16 protein-coding genes and 2 pseudogenes are annotated in these 16,188 nt (G+C 65.8%); 7 read left to right on the forward strand and 11 right to left on the reverse strand.

What is annotated here, in order from left to right:
* Nucleotides 1-364: 364 nt before the first annotated feature.
* Nucleotides 365-1,957, forward strand: coding sequence for an HD domain-containing phosphohydrolase (locus ACWESM_RS16915; protein ID WP_355078093.1), 1,593 nt, complete (start codon nt 365-367; stop codon nt 1,955-1,957).
* Between the two features lie 209 nt (nt 1,958-2,166).
* On the opposite strand, the gene ACWESM_RS16920 is transcribed toward ACWESM_RS16915, so the two are convergent.
* From ACWESM_RS16920 to ACWESM_RS16930, 3 genes are all read right to left on the reverse strand, one after another.
* Complete coding sequence (locus ACWESM_RS16920; protein WP_452492492.1) at nt 2,167-3,945, reverse strand: ATP-binding cassette domain-containing protein; 1,779 nt, start codon at nt 3,943-3,945, stop codon at nt 2,167-2,169.
* A gap of 293 nt (nt 3,946-4,238) precedes the next feature.
* Nucleotides 4,239-4,466 carry a hypothetical protein gene (locus tag ACWESM_RS16925; protein WP_355078095.1) on the reverse strand — a complete coding sequence of 76 codons (228 nt, stop codon included), beginning with the start codon at nt 4,464-4,466 and terminating at the stop codon, nt 4,239-4,241.
* 414 nt (nt 4,467-4,880) lie between these two features.
* Nucleotides 4,881-5,078, reverse strand: a complete 198-nt coding sequence (locus tag ACWESM_RS16930) for a hypothetical protein (protein ID WP_364425440.1) — start codon at nt 5,076-5,078, stop codon at nt 4,881-4,883.
* A 389-nt stretch (nt 5,079-5,467) separates the two neighbouring features.
* Here ACWESM_RS16930 and ACWESM_RS16935 point away from each other — a divergent pair, with 389 nt between their 5' ends.
* Nucleotides 5,468-5,953 (forward strand): hypothetical protein, encoded by a 486-nt coding sequence (locus ACWESM_RS16935; RefSeq protein ID WP_355078097.1) that lies wholly within the window; start codon nt 5,468-5,470, stop codon nt 5,951-5,953.
* A gap of 19 nt (nt 5,954-5,972) precedes the next feature.
* Nucleotides 5,973-6,302 (forward strand): annotated as a pseudogene (locus tag ACWESM_RS16940) (Mu transposase domain-containing protein); the annotation flags it as partial.
* 5 nt (nt 6,303-6,307) lie between these two features.
* Here the strand turns inward: ACWESM_RS16940 and ACWESM_RS16945 are convergent.
* Nucleotides 6,308-6,436: pseudogene (locus ACWESM_RS16945) on the reverse strand (ATP-binding protein); the annotation flags it as partial.
* Nucleotides 6,437-6,567: 131 nt separating this feature from the next.
* Here ACWESM_RS16945 and ACWESM_RS16950 point away from each other — a divergent pair.
* Complete coding sequence (locus ACWESM_RS16950) at nt 6,568-7,128, forward strand: TetR/AcrR family transcriptional regulator (RefSeq protein WP_452492495.1); 561 nt, start codon at nt 6,568-6,570, stop codon at nt 7,126-7,128.
* Between the two features lie 37 nt (nt 7,129-7,165).
* On the opposite strand, the gene ACWESM_RS16955 is transcribed toward ACWESM_RS16950, so the two are convergent.
* Nucleotides 7,166-8,287: an alpha/beta hydrolase gene (locus tag ACWESM_RS16955; RefSeq protein ID WP_452492497.1), complete on the reverse strand. Its 1,122-nt coding sequence runs from the start codon at nt 8,285-8,287 to the stop codon at nt 7,166-7,168.
* Between the two features lie 817 nt (nt 8,288-9,104).
* Nucleotides 9,105-9,578, reverse strand: a complete 474-nt coding sequence (locus ACWESM_RS16960; RefSeq protein WP_397079474.1) for an RDD family protein — start codon at nt 9,576-9,578, stop codon at nt 9,105-9,107.
* Nucleotides 9,579-10,169: 591 nt separating this feature from the next.
* On the opposite strand from ACWESM_RS16960, the gene ACWESM_RS16965 reads away from it, so the two are divergent.
* Nucleotides 10,170-10,763 (forward strand): RDD family protein, encoded by a 594-nt coding sequence (locus ACWESM_RS16965; protein WP_452492499.1) that lies wholly within the window; start codon nt 10,170-10,172, stop codon nt 10,761-10,763.
* Between the two features lie 139 nt (nt 10,764-10,902).
* On the opposite strand, the gene ACWESM_RS16970 is transcribed toward ACWESM_RS16965, so the two are convergent.
* From ACWESM_RS16970 to ACWESM_RS16990, 5 genes are all read right to left on the reverse strand, one after another.
* Nucleotides 10,903-11,391, reverse strand: coding sequence for a hotdog fold domain-containing protein (locus ACWESM_RS16970; protein ID WP_364425435.1), 489 nt, complete (start codon nt 11,389-11,391; stop codon nt 10,903-10,905).
* A gap of 27 nt (nt 11,392-11,418) precedes the next feature.
* Nucleotides 11,419-12,066: an enoyl-CoA hydratase/isomerase family protein gene (locus ACWESM_RS16975; RefSeq protein ID WP_364425433.1), complete on the reverse strand. Its 648-nt coding sequence runs from the start codon at nt 12,064-12,066 to the stop codon at nt 11,419-11,421.
* An 11-nt stretch (nt 12,067-12,077) separates the two neighbouring features.
* Nucleotides 12,078-12,695, reverse strand: coding sequence for a TetR/AcrR family transcriptional regulator (locus ACWESM_RS16980; RefSeq protein WP_364425431.1), 618 nt, complete (start codon nt 12,693-12,695; stop codon nt 12,078-12,080).
* Nucleotides 12,696-12,868: 173 nt separating this feature from the next.
* On the reverse strand, nt 12,869-13,378 hold the full coding sequence (locus ACWESM_RS16985; protein ID WP_355078110.1) for a putative immunity protein: 510 nt from the start codon (nt 13,376-13,378) through the stop codon (nt 12,869-12,871).
* Nucleotides 13,375-13,911 carry a putative immunity protein gene (locus ACWESM_RS16990; RefSeq protein ID WP_364425715.1) on the reverse strand — a complete coding sequence of 179 codons (537 nt, stop codon included), beginning with the start codon at nt 13,909-13,911 and terminating at the stop codon, nt 13,375-13,377. The genes ACWESM_RS16985 and ACWESM_RS16990 overlap by 4 nt, the downstream gene beginning before the upstream one ends.
* Nucleotides 13,912-14,476: 565 nt before the next feature.
* Between ACWESM_RS16990 and ACWESM_RS16995 the strand changes: the two genes are divergently transcribed.
* Nucleotides 14,477-15,445 (forward strand): AraC family transcriptional regulator, encoded by a 969-nt coding sequence (locus ACWESM_RS16995; RefSeq protein ID WP_452492502.1) that lies wholly within the window; start codon nt 14,477-14,479, stop codon nt 15,443-15,445.
* Between the two features lie 146 nt (nt 15,446-15,591).
* Nucleotides 15,592-15,972: a peptidase inhibitor family I36 protein gene (locus ACWESM_RS17000; protein ID WP_452492504.1), complete on the forward strand. Its 381-nt coding sequence runs from the start codon at nt 15,592-15,594 to the stop codon at nt 15,970-15,972.
* Nucleotides 15,973-16,188 lie beyond the last annotated feature (216 nt).

The raw sequence follows: 16,188 nt of genomic DNA on the forward strand, positions 1-16,188 counted from the left end.
CGGTTTCCCTGGGAGTGTCTGATCTCCGGTCGATCTGATCTCGGTCTGACTGGCCGAGCCTGAGGGTCACCTGCTCCCCACCGCCCACACCCGCCATCCGGCTCCCAAAAGTGGCGGCGGCCGAAATCGTCGAAACGCTGCGCCAGTGGGGCGCCCACTCCCCGATCGTGGACGGGCAGCCGTAGAGGGCCTGGTAGAGGTCTGCTTTGTCGGATCGGGCAGCTGATTCACGACGTCGGCGTGTGTAAGGCACGTCCCTGAATCGGCATCGGATGGCTTGATCTTGCCGTGGGGCCCGCGGGCTGATCAGGCCGGTGTCTCGTGTTCCGCCGAGATGACCGTTGTTCGGGTGGACAATGGGAAGATGCACCCGCACGGGACGCTGCCCGGCTCGCGGAAGGGTCTGAGTAGAGCTGAACTGCTGGCCGCGATATCGCTTGCGATCGACCTCGGTCTGGGTCAGCCGATGGAACACATGCTTCGGTCGTCCTTGATCGCGACACGGATCGCCGAGCGGATGGGGCTCGACCTCCAACAGCGAGCGACCGTGTACTACGCCAATCTGGTCGGGTGGATCGGTTGTCACGCCGATTCCCACGAACTCTCCGCGCTCTTCGGCGACGACATCGCCTTCCGGGCCGACACCTACACGGTGGACATGACCGGCCTGCCGTTTCTGCGGCTGATGATGAGTCATGTTGGACGCGGATTGCCGGGCTGGGAGCGCGGCCTCCGTGCCACCACCTTTCTGGTCGCGGCTCGCGGCCAGGTCGCCACACTGATCCAGTCGCATTGCAGTTCCGCCCGGGTTCTCTCCGATCGGATGGGCTTGGACGGGCAGGTCGGAAAGGCGCTGGCCTATGTCTTCGAACGCTGGGACGGCCGGGGATTGCCCAACGGTTCTCGCGGCGAGGATATCCCGGTCGAGATCCACATCGCTCACGTCGCAGACGTGATCGAGGTACACCTGCGGACGGGTGGGCTCGAGCACGCGAAGGATGTGCTCCGTTCTCGGCGCGGCAGTCAGTTCAGTCCAGCCGTGGCGGCGGTGTTCGATCGTGACGCGGCGGCCATCGTGGACGGGTTACTCGAAATCGACGTATGGACCCACGCGTTGGCCCGAGCACCGGATCGTGACCGAACCCTGACCGCCGAGGAGAGCGACGAGTTACTCGAGGCTATGGCTGATTTCGTCGATCTCAAATCTCCTTTCACACTGGGGCATTCGCGTGGCGTCGCGAATCTGGTGGCCGCGTCAGCCCGACACCTGGGCATGTCGCCGTCGGACATCACGCTTCTCTACCGTGCCGGCCTAGTGCACGGCCTCGGCAAAATGGGAGTGTCCAATCAGATCTGGGAGAAGAAAGGGCCGCTCACTACGGCTGAATGGGAGCGGGTACGGATGTATCCAGATCTGACCGGCCGGATACTGAGCCGAGTTAACGGCTTGGAGTCGGTGGTGCCCGTCGCGATGAAGCACCGGGAACGGATCGACGGGTCCGGCTTCCCCCGGGGGATCGCCGGCGCGGAGTTGACCGCCCAGGACCGGCTGCTTGCCACGGCGGAGGCTTATCAGGGACTGCTGGAGCCGCGGCCCGACCGGCCGCCGCTCGATCCTCGCGACGCTGCCGATCAGTTACACAAGGAGGCACGTGCCGGACGCTTCGACGCCGAATCGGCTGCGGCCGTGCTTGCGGTGGCCGGTCCGCGGATATCGCGGCGGACGCCCTGGCCGGCCGGGCTGACCGACCGCGAGGTGCAGATTCTGCGACTCGTCGCACAGGGCCGCTCGAACCGAGAAATCGCCGCCGAACTGTTCATCGCCGAGAAAACGGCACGGAACCACGTCGAACGCGTCTACACCAAGCTCGGTGTCAACAACCGCACGCAGGCCAGTCTCGCCGCGATCGATCGGGGTCTGGCTGGCTTCCCGGTCAACGCGGCCGTGGGAGATTGAAGCAGTCGGACCGATCACCGGTTGGCCGAGCTGACAGCGCGCGTCCGGTTCGTGGCCCAGGCAGCGACTCGGTGCCGTTTCGGCCCTGCACTCGTACCGACGGGCCGGTCTGGACGTCAGACTGTGCACGCGGAAGTGCGGAACTGCCGCACGCCCGGGTCCCGCCGACATCTGTTCAGACATATGGCGGGACCGACTGCGCTGGGCCTTCATCGCCGGGACGTGCCGGGCCGGGATCGACGATCCAAGACCCATACCGTGGCCAGCATGAGGCCACCGGCAAACGAGGCGAGCGCGATGAGACTGGCGCCGGTGCCTCCGTGGAAGGTGTCACCGTAGGCGGACATGGCCGGCAGCGTGGCGGTGTACCGGTCGAGATCCAGGTCGCGACCCAGCGCTTCGAATGCGTGGCGGTTGGATAGGCCGAGACTCATCAGGCGTCCCGGGAAGGCCATCTCGTCAACGGGGACTATGGCGCCACCGAACAGAACCTGAGGGAAGCAGAGCATCGGCAGGGCGAGGGCGGCCTGCGCGGCGTTGGAGACCGCGGCCGAGGCGAGCAATCCGAGGGCCAATGCCGAGGCCGCCTCGATCACAATCGTCAGAAACAGGAAGGCGGACACGTCCCACCCAACGGCGGGGAGCCGACCGAGCGCCCGCAGCACACCGAGGAGCACCGCGCTCACTCCTGCCAGCACCGGAAGCAGCGATGTCACCTTGGATGTCACGTAGGCGCCGACGTTGAGTCCGGCCAGGCGCTCCCGCCGGAAGACGGCCATTTCCCCGACGATCTGGAGCAGGCCGTACGTAAGGCCGAAGAAGAAGCCTGCAAATGCGATCCAGAACACGATCTGGGCCGGGCCGAGGTCGGCTTCGCTATGCGGATCGAACGCGCCGCGCTTGAACAGTGTCGCCATCATCGCGGTGACCAGCACCGGTGACCCGAGCAGGACCGCCAGGGTCAGCCGGTTGCGAACGAGAACATCGACATTGCGTTGGGTAAGTAGCCACCATTGCCGGACCGGGCCCGTGCGCTTCACGTCTGAACTGGTGGCAGGTGCGGGCATTAGAGCCGAGCCGAGCCGGGCTTTCGACTGCCCACCGCTGTCCGCGAATCGCTTCGCCCAAATCTTGGGGGTGTGCTCACGAGCCAGCCGGTCGTACACCTCGGCGAGATCCTCCACGCCGAAGTAGCGCCGAGCCTCGGCCGGGCTGCCGGTGAAAGCCAGGTGGCCGTCGCGCGCCAGAAATACCACCCGGTCACACCGGTCGATGCCGGCCGGCTCATGCGTCGTGAGGACGACTGTGACTCCGCGCTCGCTGAGTCGGCGCAGCAGGCGCATCACGTCGGCGGCGGTCGATGGATCGAGTCCGGAGGTGGGTTCGTCGAGGAAGAAAAGGTGCGGCCGGGTCAGTAGCTCCACGGCGATACTGGCCCGCTTGCGCTGGCCGCCGGAGAGCGCACGGACCGGCACCTCGGCCCGATCAGCCAGGTCGAGATCATGCATAGTCTCTTCGACCACCTGGTCCGCCTCGGCCGCCGATGTGCCTGCGGGCAGCCGCAGCCGCGCTGCGTAGCGCAGCGTGCGGCGCAGGGGCATCTCGAGGTGGATGATGTCCTCTTGGGGCACGTAGCCGATACGGGAATCGGCGCTGACTCGGGCCCCGCGCACGACGCCGTCATGCCGAACCTCCCCGGCAGATGGTGGTCGAAGTCCCGCGAGGATCTCGAGCAATGTGCTCTTTCCTGCGCCACTGCCGCCGGCAATGGCGACCAATTCGCCTGGTTCGATCGACAACGACAGCTCCTGGAGAATTTGCCGCGTCCCGACCTTCCTGCTTACGTTGACCGCATCGACCCGCCCGCCGCCCGGCACGCCGAGTGCGTGATCTGAAGTACGCTTACCGCCTCGCTCGACGGTCGGTGGTTCGAATGTCGATTCGGTCGTGACCGGTGATCTCCGTGATTCCTGAACTTGCTTTGTCATGCCCTGATCATCGGTCCGCCGCCTCCGTGGTCGCATGAGGCGTTTGCCTCAAATACGCCCACCAAGAATCGATCACCCCACCGGGCAGCGGGCCCACGCGCTAGCCCGAGCGACAGGGTGTGCGGGGTGGCCGGGTCGGGCTGAGCGTGGTCAGCTGCCACAGCAGCAGTCTGGACCACCTCACGTGGCTGATACCCGACCTGACCGCCTGTACACGCTCCCAGCTGATCATCCGTCTCCAGCACCCGGCCGGGGTGAACGTCTGCTCGGGCGACGCTATCGGGCGCGGATATCTAGGCGCGCTGTTCGACGTCCAGGACGTACTCGAGGTCGCGGATGCGGTCGGCGGCTTCCGGCGAACAGCAGATGACGACGCGATCGGCGCCGCAGAGCTCGACGGGCTCGGCATCGACGGTCTGCAGCCAGTCGAAGAACACCCCTCGAACGCCGCCGTGTGGCGCACTCTCGTCGCGCAGGTATGGGTCGAGGCGAACGAGGTAGGTCCGGTCGCGCACCGCCATGACGCTCTCCTCCGATCGTCCGACAACAATCGACATGCAGCGTCCGGTTGTCCCTTCAGGTGACTCTCATCCGTCCGCTGTTCGCCGTTTTCGGTGTTCGAGTGTGATACCCAGTTCATGCGGCCGCACGCGATCGGCAACAGAATGCCCGGAGGCGGCCCAGTGCCAAGAGAACGGACGGTGGTTCAGTCTGGCTTGACGGCATCCCAGGGCACCCACTGTCGGACACCTCAGTCAAACCTGCCTGCACCGGTGGAGTGCATGTATTCGATCTGCACTGTTCGTCGACGGCGCGATCGAGGACGGCAGCGGCGCCGAGTTCGGCTCGACCGGGTAGCGACCTCTGCGGGTGCGTCACAGGTCGTTCTCACCCGGATCATGCCCCGGGCAGCGTCCTTGGGTGCCGAGTTTGTTTCAACGCACACCTACCGCACCCTGCTCGACCACCTCGTTACCGGTGCGCTCTCGTTCCTGCTGTCGGCCGGACATATCCGCTTCTCCCAGGCCGCCGAGGCGCGACGGCGCGTTGCCGAGGATCGCCCACTCGGCCGGGTCTTGCTTGATGTTGCGGCAGCTGGTCTGGTTCACCGATCGCGCGGCAGGACACGCCATGGAGCTTGCTCGGTGTCGGTTGTTGCCAGAGGTGGGCAGTGCAACCCGCTGGCGGGCCGCGGTGAGTGTTTACGCTGCAGCCAGCGGTCCGCAAACGAGGCGCCGAAGCGCTCGAAACCTTCCCGGGCCAGCCTATGAGAGCCCTGGCGGTGACCAGGAGAAAGAGGGTCTGAAGTGAATTTCTTGTCGATTCTGTCGCTGCTGCTCAGCGCCGGAAGCAGCGTACTGTCCCTCGGCAGCAGCGGGCTCTGACCGCAAGGATCCGACCTCGCTGAGGTACCCGCAGTGGGCGAAGCGATCCCGACCGGTATCCATGCCAGACGTTACAGTGACTCTACTGACGCGACGCCTGTTGTAACACCGACTGCCGGTGATCCGACAAACCGGACATGTCTCTCAATCGCAAACAGCCGCAACGGTTTTTGGCTCGCGCAGGTGTCACCGCAGCGTTGACCGCCGCCGGGATGGTCGGGTTCGCCGCGCCATCTCCCGCGGTACCGCATGACCCGGGCTTTCCGTTCTCGCCGACGCTGACGCGCCTGGTTCCGACCAGCTGCTCGGCGATCATCGACGCGGTCACCGTGCGACAGGAGAAGGCCGGCACATTCGGCGTGCGGGTGAACGTCACCCAGACCGGGGAAAACTGCTCGGACTGGAAGGTCGCTGTGCGCTTCAAGAATCTCGATACCGGGTACGCGGACGGGCAGCAGCACCGCGTCGTGAACGGTGTCGTTCAAGACACGGTGGACGGCGTCATCGTCGGTTTCGGCACCGCTCCGGGCGTCGGCCGGGTGGAGGCTCGAATCGTCGCGCTGGACTCGAACAACAGGGAGATGGAGCAGATCTCGGGTACGGCGACGTTCACACTGAACTGAGCGCAAGTGCCGTCTCCAGCGCCGGCATCGTCGCCTGGGGTGCCGGCCGGTGGACCGGTGGCCCGCGGACCGAGCGGCGATGCTCGAGCTGCCACCCGTGGATCCGGTGGTCGGCTGGCCGACCTCGACCCGGCGGCCGCGGGATCATTATGTGCGCCTGGACTCCAACGACTATTCGGTGCATCCGGCGGTGATCGGCCGCCACGTCGATGTTCGCACCGACCTGAGCGAGGTCGTGATCACCTGCGGCGGCGCCGAAGTCGGGCGCCACCACCGTTGCTGGGCTGCGCATCAGACGCTCAGCGATCCCGATCACGTGGCCGCGGCGAAAGACCTGCGGCGTTCCCGGCATCTGGCCTCGGATTCGAACGGGATATACCCCACCTCATCGATAACGAGCAGCGGAATCCGGCCCAGCTTAATCAGCTCTGCCTGCAGTTTTCCGGCCGAGTGAGCCTCGGCCAGCCGCGCAACCCATTCGCTGACCCCGAACGCGCGATATGCGGCATTTGAGGATGTTCGTCGGACCGCCTGCTTGACCGTTCGCCTGCCGGGGCCGTTCTTGGGGGCTGGTCAAGATAGCATCGGGGGCTGGCACTAGGTCAGGACTGGAGATGCCTCGCAACAGACGTCCGCAGGATCGGGAAGAGAAGCGCGCGGAGATCGTGGTGGCTGCTCGGCGGTTGTTCGTCGAGCAGGGATACGACGCGGCGTCGATGTCGCGGATCGCCCGCGACGCCGGAGTCGTGTCGAACACGCTGTACTGGTACTTCCAGGACAAGGACGCGGTGTTGATCGCGGTCCTGGACGCGGTCCTGGCCGACTCGATGGCCTCCTACAGCGAAATGCTCGGCTCGGGGCTGGCTGATCGGCTGTTGTGGCTGGTCGAGGAATTGGAGCAACTGGGCCGGTTGGTGAGCACGGTGCACACGCGCGCCAAGGAGTCCGCGTCCATTCACGAATGGCACGAGCAGTTCCACGCGCTGGCCGAAGGATTGTTCCGGACAGAGCTGATCGAGCTCGGCGTGCCCGCTGACGAACTGGATCCGCTGGTCGCGATCGGCGTCTTCGTTGTCGAAGGCTTGCTGACGCATCCGACGGAGCAGGCCCAGCGGCGCGCGGTGATCGAGACGTTGCTGAACAGCGCTCGCAGTCTCGCCGCAGCCGCCGACTGAGTGCCTGCTCTCCGCACGCCCACGAGCCAGGGGCGACCTACTGCGTGTTGTGTGCAGTGTTTTCGAATTGTGTTGCCAGGAAATAGATTTGGTCACGCACGGCGCGTTCGAAGTGCTCGCCCAGGTAGATGCCGAAGTGGTCGCAGGGGTAGTTCTGGACGTGCACGTGTGCCAGGCCCTGCGCGCGACGCTTCGTGGTCTTCGCGGGCGCGGCCGCGTCGTTGTCGCAGACACACAGCAGCGTCGGAGTGCTGAAGCGAGCCAGCGCGCGACCGGGCCGATCGAGCGGGAGGTGCAGCACCAGCCGTGCGGCCAGGGCGTTGGCGGCATCGAATTCACCGTCCGGGCCGCGCAGTACACCCCATATGCTGTCGCGACCGACACCGGTCACGGATTCTTCCCCACCGTCGATCTCGGTCAGCGCGATGTTCTTCGACACCTGAGCCCGCACCGACGGCAGCCGTTTCAACAACGCGCTGGTGCGCCGCGAGAGCCGGGTCCCCGCAGGCAGGAGTGCGGAAGCACCGGCGAGGGCGTCGGGTGAGGCCACGAACGCGGGCATCCAGGACGTCCCCGCCATCGGCAACAGGAGCGGCTTCGCGCCGAACCAGGAACCGACCGTGTCGAGGATGCCTGCCACTGTCAGCGCTACCACGCTCAGCGGGCCGGTCCGGATACGCGAGCGCAACGACGCCGGTCCATCGGTGAAGGGGCACTGGGCCACGACCGCCGCGATGCGGGTGTCTTCGGAGGCGACCTGAAGGACATGTCCGCCGCCGAAAGAGCTGCCCCACAACGCGATCCGGTCGACATCAACCTCCGACAGTGTGCGTACGAAGGCCAGGGCGGCATGCCAATCGGCGCGTTGGCGGCCGATATCGAGGAGTTGGCGCGGTGCTCCGCCGCTGGCCCCGAGGTGACGGTAGTCGAACACCAGCACCGACCACCCCGCGTCGGCGAACCGTTGCGCGTAGGCATCCAGGCGCATCTCCCGCACCGCCCCGAGCCCGTGTCCCATGATCACCATCGGGCGCGGACCGTTCAGGTCAGGCGCGGTGTACAACCAGGCCGCGCACTCGTCCTGGCCAGAGGCGAACGAAACCTCACGCCGCCGCACCGCTACCGCCTCGCGCCGATCGGCCGGCCCACTCATTTCCATGACTCGCGTCCTCCCGCTTCACCACCACTCTTCTTGGACGCCATCCAAGAAGCAGGTCGCAGCTACGGTAAGGACTTCTTGGGCGTCAGTCAAGAAGGTGGCGGGGTCACTGATCCACGTTGGCGGCAACTCAACCGCCCAATTGCGCTGTAATCCGCATTAGCCGGACGCCGTCGGATTCGGATGGGTCACCGTGGAGCCGGAAGAGATGGGTCACGGTTGGGCCGGAGTTGACAGTTCGGCGTTGGATTCACGCGCTGCGGCCCGCGGGATAGCCCGACCATCCACCTCCCGCCGAGTTCTGCCTCGGCGCCATCACCGAGAGGGGCCTCCGAGGTGGGCAAAATCGGGCGGCAGCCGTGACAATCGAGATCGGCCGACCGCCAGGCCGAGCAAAAGCCGGGCAGGCTGCTGATGGGGGCACGGGGATGGGAAGACGACGTGGTCGCCGCGGGTCGGATGCGGCGGCGTTGATGTTCATGGCCGCGGTCGCCGCGATGGTCGCTGCACCCAAGGTCGCGGACATCGCCGAACGGCAAGCTGTGGCACTCGCATCTGCGGGGGTGTGCGCGCCGGCCGTCGCCGGCTGCGCGGCTGCGCTGGCGGTATGGCATCGCCGCCGGGTACGTGCTCGTGATGACGCGCGGGTGCTGGCGGCGTTACGGCAGAACTCGCTGAGTCCCTTTGAGTTCGAGGAGGCGCTGGCGGCGTGTGTCGGAGGGACGGCTGCACCGATGTCCGGGTCTTCGGCGGATCCGGCCGATCCGGGCGCCGACGTGATCGCACCGTCCGGGCGAAGGCAACCAGCGCGCTCGCGTCAGCGCTTGACCACCTGCGTGCCACCCGCGAAGTTGTCGTGCCAGCCCTGCTTCGTCGAACTCGCGGTCACTGTGACAGCGATCGCGATGGCCGCGAAGAACCAGAAGATACCGCCGACCCACGGAATCAAATTGAACAGCATGTACGCGTTGCGTTTCGCCGATTCCACGACATTCGGCTTCGCCGCGCCACCGGCCCCGGTGACATGCAGTCCGAGGACCTTCTTGCCCGGCGTCGACCCGGTCACCACCTCGAAGAATACGAAGTACAGGAACCCGAATCCGGCGCCAGGAAGAATCGAAACCCATCCCGGCAGGTCGGATACCCGCTCGAGCACCCAGAACAGTAATCCGCCGATGATGCCGGCAATGATCCAGTCGATGAATCTGGCCGCGGCACGGCCTCCGATCCCGGCCGCAGCGACACCGACCACCTGCCCCGGATTCTGGCCGTACCCACCCGCAGTCATCATTCCTCCTCATATCGATCCCATGTCCGACCGAACACTCACCCGCCGGACTGGCGCGTCGCCCGAAAACCTGTCACTCAGGACATTGCACAGATCGCAGCGACCACTGTAGACCGAGAGTACCGACTCCAGTGCACTATCGCCCGTTCGCCGGACGTGAATTCATCTGCTGCGCAGCACTTCTGAAATTGGATACTGAGCCCGCCCAAGTCTCCTCGCCTCGGTGGCGGCGTTCAGGTTGCTCTTGTGACCTGCCGCCACGGCGATCCAGTTTCGGGCGATCCACGGCTACTGCTGTTTCGGAGCGGCTGCGCAGTGTCCGCCGCGCCTCGCGACCGAACGCGTCACCACCGGACAGACCCTGCTGGATCAGCCCTATACGCTTCGCCGACGGACAGCACGCCGTCCATGGCCGGATCGATCAGCGCATTGGATTCGATCGCCACTCGCGGCTGCCTTGACCGACCTTTCAACTCACGCTCCCTTTGTCAGTTGAGTAACGAAGCGCGGGGGCGCGGCGATTGCGACACAGTACCCAGAGCCGCTCTCGCCGAGGGCAACTCGCCATCGAAGAAAAGTCACAGATGAGGTCAGATGCCCTACGAATCCGCTCCGTTCTTCCGGCGTCTCGCCGCAAGGCTCCTCGACCTTGCTTTCTGCCTGCTACTCACATTCGTCGTCGCCGTACCCGTCGGAATTCTGTTGGTCCCGGTCGCCTTGCTGACGACCGAAGCCCATGAAGCGGTGGTCTACGGATCAGCGGCGTGGTTGTGCTACTTCATCGCCTACGTTGGATTGGAGGTCTTTCTGTTGATCCGACGCGACGGACAGACTCTCGGCAAAGGGCTTCTCGGACTTCGGGTAGTACCTTCTGGAGAGTGGGCTCGGCCAAGGCTGGAATTGCTGCCGGCAGCCTCGCGCATGCTGATCATCTTCCTGCCGTTCGTATTCATGTCCCTGTCGGGATCGAATCCGGAATCAGCCATACTCACTGGGATCGCCGTTGTCGGCTTCCTCGCGCTCATTGTGAGCTTCTTCCTCGCGGCGAATCCCGCGGGAAAACGCCTGACCCTGCACGATCTGGCAACTGGCAGCCGGGTGGTACGCGCGGCCAAGCGAAAGATCGACTGGAAGAACGACATCCCCATGGTACTGCCGGGCCGCGTGGACATGCGAAAGCGACCGTAGGCCAGTCCGTTTCGGCCTCGCAATCGCTGAACCGGAGCACAAGAAATTGTGCACTCCAACCGAAGCGGTCTCGAGGCGTCGTTTCTGGTCACCTGGTTCGCGCAGCGTGGTGCCAGGGGCTTGTGAGCCGGTGTGGGCGTCAGCGTTTCTTGGAAACGTGCATGGTGATCCGGGCGGTGACGAAGGCTTTGCCGTCGGCGTCGAGGATATCGACCGGGACGACGAGTTCGGTGGGTTCGTCGCCGAAGTCGGGAATGGGGTCGAGGGAGGCGACGGCGGTCACTGCGGTGGTTGCCTTGGACTTGTATTCCACGGTCATGCCGACCGGGATCCACCGGTGGGTGGCGGGGATGGTGGCGTCGGTCATCATGCCGCCGGCGAGCTCGGCCATGTTGCACGAGGCGATGGCGTGGTAGGTGCCGAGGTGGTTGTGGACGCTGCGCCGGTTGGGGGCGCTGACCCGGCACAGTCCGGGCCGCAGCTCTTGGAGAAGGGGGTGCACGCTGCGGAAATAGGGGGCTTTGAAGCAAAGCGCCTGGGTGAAGAACCAGTTGCCGAATGGCAAGCGCTGCAGTGTGTTCCAGAGCGCGAGATTGGTGCCGGCCGGCTTGTCCGTGGTGATTGTCATCGACGGTCTTCCTCGGTTCGAGCGGTGTCAGCGCAGTGCGGTGGTGACCGCGCTGTACATGGTGGTCTTGATGGCGGCGAGGGTGGCGGGGTCCTTGCCGAGAATGGGGGTGAGCCGGGTTGTGGAGGTGGTGAGGACCTCGGTATCGGCGGCGGTGGCGTCGACGAGCCCGGCAGCCAGGGCGTCCGGACCGTTGAAACGGTAACCGGTGGTCATCGCTGTCACGGCGGCCTGGGGGCCGAGCTTGGCCTGGATGAGCGCGGCCATGCCTGGAGTGAAGGGGATGTTGATGTCGACCTCGGGAAAGCAGTAGTAGCCGCGGTCTTCACGCATGACGCGGTAGTCGTGGGCGGTGGCCAGCATGGCGCCGGCGCCGAAGGCGTGGCCGTTCACCGCGGCGATGGTGGGCAGCGGGAAGGTGAGGATGCGGGCGAACAGTTCCTGGACGCGGCCGACGTACCATTCGGCGCGGTCGCCGTTGGCCATCAGCCAGTCCAGGTCGAGACCGTTGGAGTAGAACTTGCCGCTGCCGGTGGTGACCAGCCCTTGCGCGTCGCGCTCGATAGCGTCGAGGTGGGTGTTGACGGTGTCGAGCCAGTCCGGGGAGAAACGGTTTTCGTCGTCGCCGAGGTTCAGTACGGCGATCTTGTCCTGGTAGTGCAGGTTCGCGGTCATGGTGTTTCCTTTCACTTCGTTGTGGTGGGGTGCAGGGGTACGGCCAGTACCGCGCGGACCGCCGCGGCGAGGCGTTGGCGCACTGCGGTATCGGGGCTCCGGCGGCCGCGCAGCAGCAGCGCGGTGGGCAGTTCCACCACGCAATCACGGATGACGGCGACGGCCTCACGGTCGGCGCGGTCGAACACGCCGCGCGACAGATTTACGAACAGCTCGGTCAGGGTCTGATCGAGTCGGCGTAGTTGCTCGGCGATGTCGTCGGGGATCTCGCTGGAACCGAGGAGTTCCCGGCGGGGCACGGTCAGCAGGAAACGCCCCGAAACCGGCTGCTGCACCAAGAATTCGGCAGGGGCGTCGGCGGCCGCGACGACCGCCTCGACGGCACCCCCGTGCGCCAGTGCATGATCCGCGGCCTCACGCTGCAAAGTCAGAAACCGCTGCGCGGCGCGCAGCCAGACACGTCCCATCAGCCCGGCGCGGGAGCCGAAGGCGTGATAGATCGCGCCATTGGACACCGACGCGGCCTCCGAGAGCGCGCGGACGGTGACCGCAGCGGGTCCGGAGTCGACTGCCAACCGTTCTGCGGCATCCATGAGCTGATCCAGAGCGTGTACACGAGGACGGGGCATGGCCGGAGCATAACAGAGCATTCGCTCCGTAACTACGGACAGTCTGTCGATGTTGAATTTCCCAGCTGAGGTGGAAGCCCGCACGCACCGCGTTCGCGGTCCCTTCGAAGACCGGATCACCCTGACCGGAAACTGCCAGGACAGCGGTCGATACGGCGGAGATGCTGTGCGGCTCAGTCGGAGAAGACCGACCAGCAGATGCTGTTGCGCCGGGCCTGGTCTTCGAGGACCAGGGCGCGGATGGGGTCGGTGAGCTGGTCTCGCTGCCAGTCACGCTCGATCCGGCCCGCCTGGGGATTGCCGGGATGCGCGCTTCGAACGGCTTTGATCGCGTAGGCGGCGGCACCGAGGTCGTGTTCGGCGACGTGTCCAACGCATGCGGCTTGTCCGGCGGCGTAGGCGGCGAACCGGGCCGCGCCGGTCAGCGGGCGGGCGGCGCCCATCGCGTGTCCGCCTGCTGCCCGGGCTTGCATCATCGGCATGTCGCCTCGCGCCCACGCTCTGGCGGCGGCGATGGCGTCTCGTGGGCGTGGATCGTCGGGCTGTTCGTGCTCGAAATGGCCGAGAACGTGCTCGGCGCATGCCGCCGCCCACAGCGCGAGCAGCTGATGGTCGGCATCGGTCAGGCGGCCACCCCGACGGATCGTCACCATCCGGGGATCTCGGACCTTGGGCAGGATCATCGCCGCTCCGCCCCTCGCTCGTGCCGCGGTGACGGGGTGCGCTCATCTCGCAGGCGGTTGTCGAGCTGGTGCACGAGCTGGCTGACCCGGTTCGTGCCGGCGCCGATCCTCGGATAACGACGGAGGACGTCGATCACCAGTGGCGCCGCGAGGTCGACGATGCGCTCGACCGAGTCGCCGTATTCGTCGCTGGGGCGCAGCTCGAATACTCGGATGGTGTGCGCAGACGCGCGCAGGATGTGGTTGACCTGAGCGGCATCCGCCAGCGGATGCAGATACGCCGATGCGGCGGCATCGCCCGCGGCCATCGCGGCGTGAAACGGCACGGGCGCCGCCGCTTCTCGCCCAGCACGGTGGGCGGCAGGTGCCGTCACCCGCTGGGCGCGAGAGCGGCGGCCTCCGTGGACAAACGCGGCTGCGGCGGCGAGCGCGTCGCGGGGTCTGCTGTCATCGGGGTGACATGCCTCGAACAGCGGAAGTACCTGCTCTGCCGAGGACATGGCAAAAGCCGTCACTGCCCTGATCTCGTCCATGGTCAACGCGAAGTCTGGGGTGCGTTGCTTGCGCCGGAGGGGAGGCTCTGACCGGAGGTTCACACCCTCCGATCGTAACCTTGAACGTTCGATTGAACGTTGTGGTCACCTAACCAGGGGATGCGACCGTAAACCCTCAAAGCGATGCCACGTCAGCCGCGAAGGACCGGACCGCCGAAACGAGTATCCCCACACCTGAGACGGGCCCACCCGTCCAGCGCCGCTTCCACGCCATCGGACCATTGACCCCTGGTCGGAGGTGTCTACGGTCAGCTTCACGTTCGGGTTGAGGACGCGCAGGAGCGCTTCGAATCGCCGCCCAGGGAAGGCTTGGACGATTTCTCGATGATCACGACCGAGGCCCGTCGGCTGATCTGTGGCTTGGACGTTGCGACGAGCCCGGCTGGCGATCATCTTGGTGGCATCGGTCGATCTACCCAAGATCTCGCCGATTTCCTGGAGTGTGAAACCGACTGCGTGCCCGCAGGTTTCGGCGGACAATACCTTAGATATCCACTGATCCAGGCCCGTTCGCGCGGTGCCTGCTGCTTGGAGGGCAGTCGGGATGTTCGTAGAACCGCTGTCGAGGCATCGCTATTTTCGGACCGCCGACCCCGAAGTGGCCCGGGCGGGGATGAGCGGCATTCTGCGTGAGCACCGGCTCGATCCGAGCGCCTCCACCATGGAGGCCAGCTGCAATGTCGTCCGGTACGGCGATGTCGGCCTGGCCTACAAGCATTACGGGGTTCAAGTTCGGATCCGGACCGAGCCCATCGAAACCTTCCGCCTGGTTCAGATACCGCTGGCCGGGTGGGCCCGGGTGCTCAACGGGACCGCGGATATCGCCTCCGACCCTGCGGTGGCCTCGGTTCCGGACCCGGACGCGCCCCTGGACATGAACTGGCACGAGAGCAGCAGGCAACTGCTCGTCCGATTCGACCGTGCCGCGTTGGGCGACCATTTGCGGCGGATGCTGGGCCGGCCGCCGGATCGTCCGCTGCGGATGGCCGTCGCCATGCAATTGCGGTCACCGGCCGCCCGGACCTGGTTCGAATCGCTGCGCATGCTGCAGGCCGACGCCGAAGGCCCCGGCCTGTTCCTGGATTCGCGGCTGCGGCCGCAGATCGAGCAGCTGATGATGTCCCAACTCCTGCTGGCCCAGCCGAACAGCTACACCGAGCTCCTGCTCGACGACGCACCCGGAAAGTCGACGCCGCGTCCCATCCGCCTGGCCGAACAACTCATCACCGACCATGCGCACGAAATGCTCACCATCACCGACATCGCAGAGGCAGTGGGACTTTCGGTGCGGAGCCTGCAAGAGGGCTTCCGGCGATACCTCGACACCACACCGACGGCGCGATTGCGTGAAGCCCGGCTGGTGGGCGTGCACATCGCGCTGGCCGCCGCGGACCCCACCATGACCACGGTCGCGGCGGTGGCCGCGGACTGGGGGTTCTGGCATCTGGGCCGTTTTTCAGCCCTGTACCGACGGCGATGGGGTGTGCCGCCGTCGGTGACGCTGCGCGCCTGAAACGCCGCGCCGCGCCGAACCCGCCGCGCAGCCCGGATAGAACTCGCGCGAGGTGGATAGTCGCGGGCGGTCCGGTCCACCCATCATGAGTGCGGCGCATTTCCGCCGCACCGATACTCGATCCCATCGGCTTCGAAGGGTCAATCATGTTCTCACTCACATTGTTTCGTCGTCTCAGCGTCGCGGCGGCGGCTACCCTCGCGGTCGCTGGATACGGCGCGGCCCTCACGCCGGCACCGGCGTCGGCGGCTTACGACTGCCCGGGCGGACTGTTCTGCGGCTACGACCACCGCAACGGCACCGGCATGTTCGTGCAGGTCGACAGCAACTGCCTGCTGCACGACATCGGCAACGAAGGAAATGGAGATCGTCTGAGCTCGTACTGGAACCGCACCGGGAAGACGGTCGGCGTCTACAACTGGACCGGTCAGGAGTGGCAACTGCTCGTCTCGGTCCCCGACAACAGCAAGGGCAATGTGCCCGCCGACGGTGACAACAAGGCCGATGCCCTGTGGGTCTGCGGCTGAGTTGAAATTTACAATAATCGGTAAACCCTCTCGGCGCGCAGCCGGGAGGTTTACCGACCGTCCGCGGGCGACGACGTCAGGTCGCGGACAGGCAGATTATTCGCCCGCAGGTGTGGTGGATCGTCTAGACTCCTATACACAGCTACCGGTTCGGGATGTTCTGTCCCGACTCGGCGTGTGAATTCGCGTCACCGCTTTCTCCTCTCTGTTTCGGAT

The sequence above is a fragment of the Nocardia sp. NPDC003999 genome (assembly GCF_053604885.1).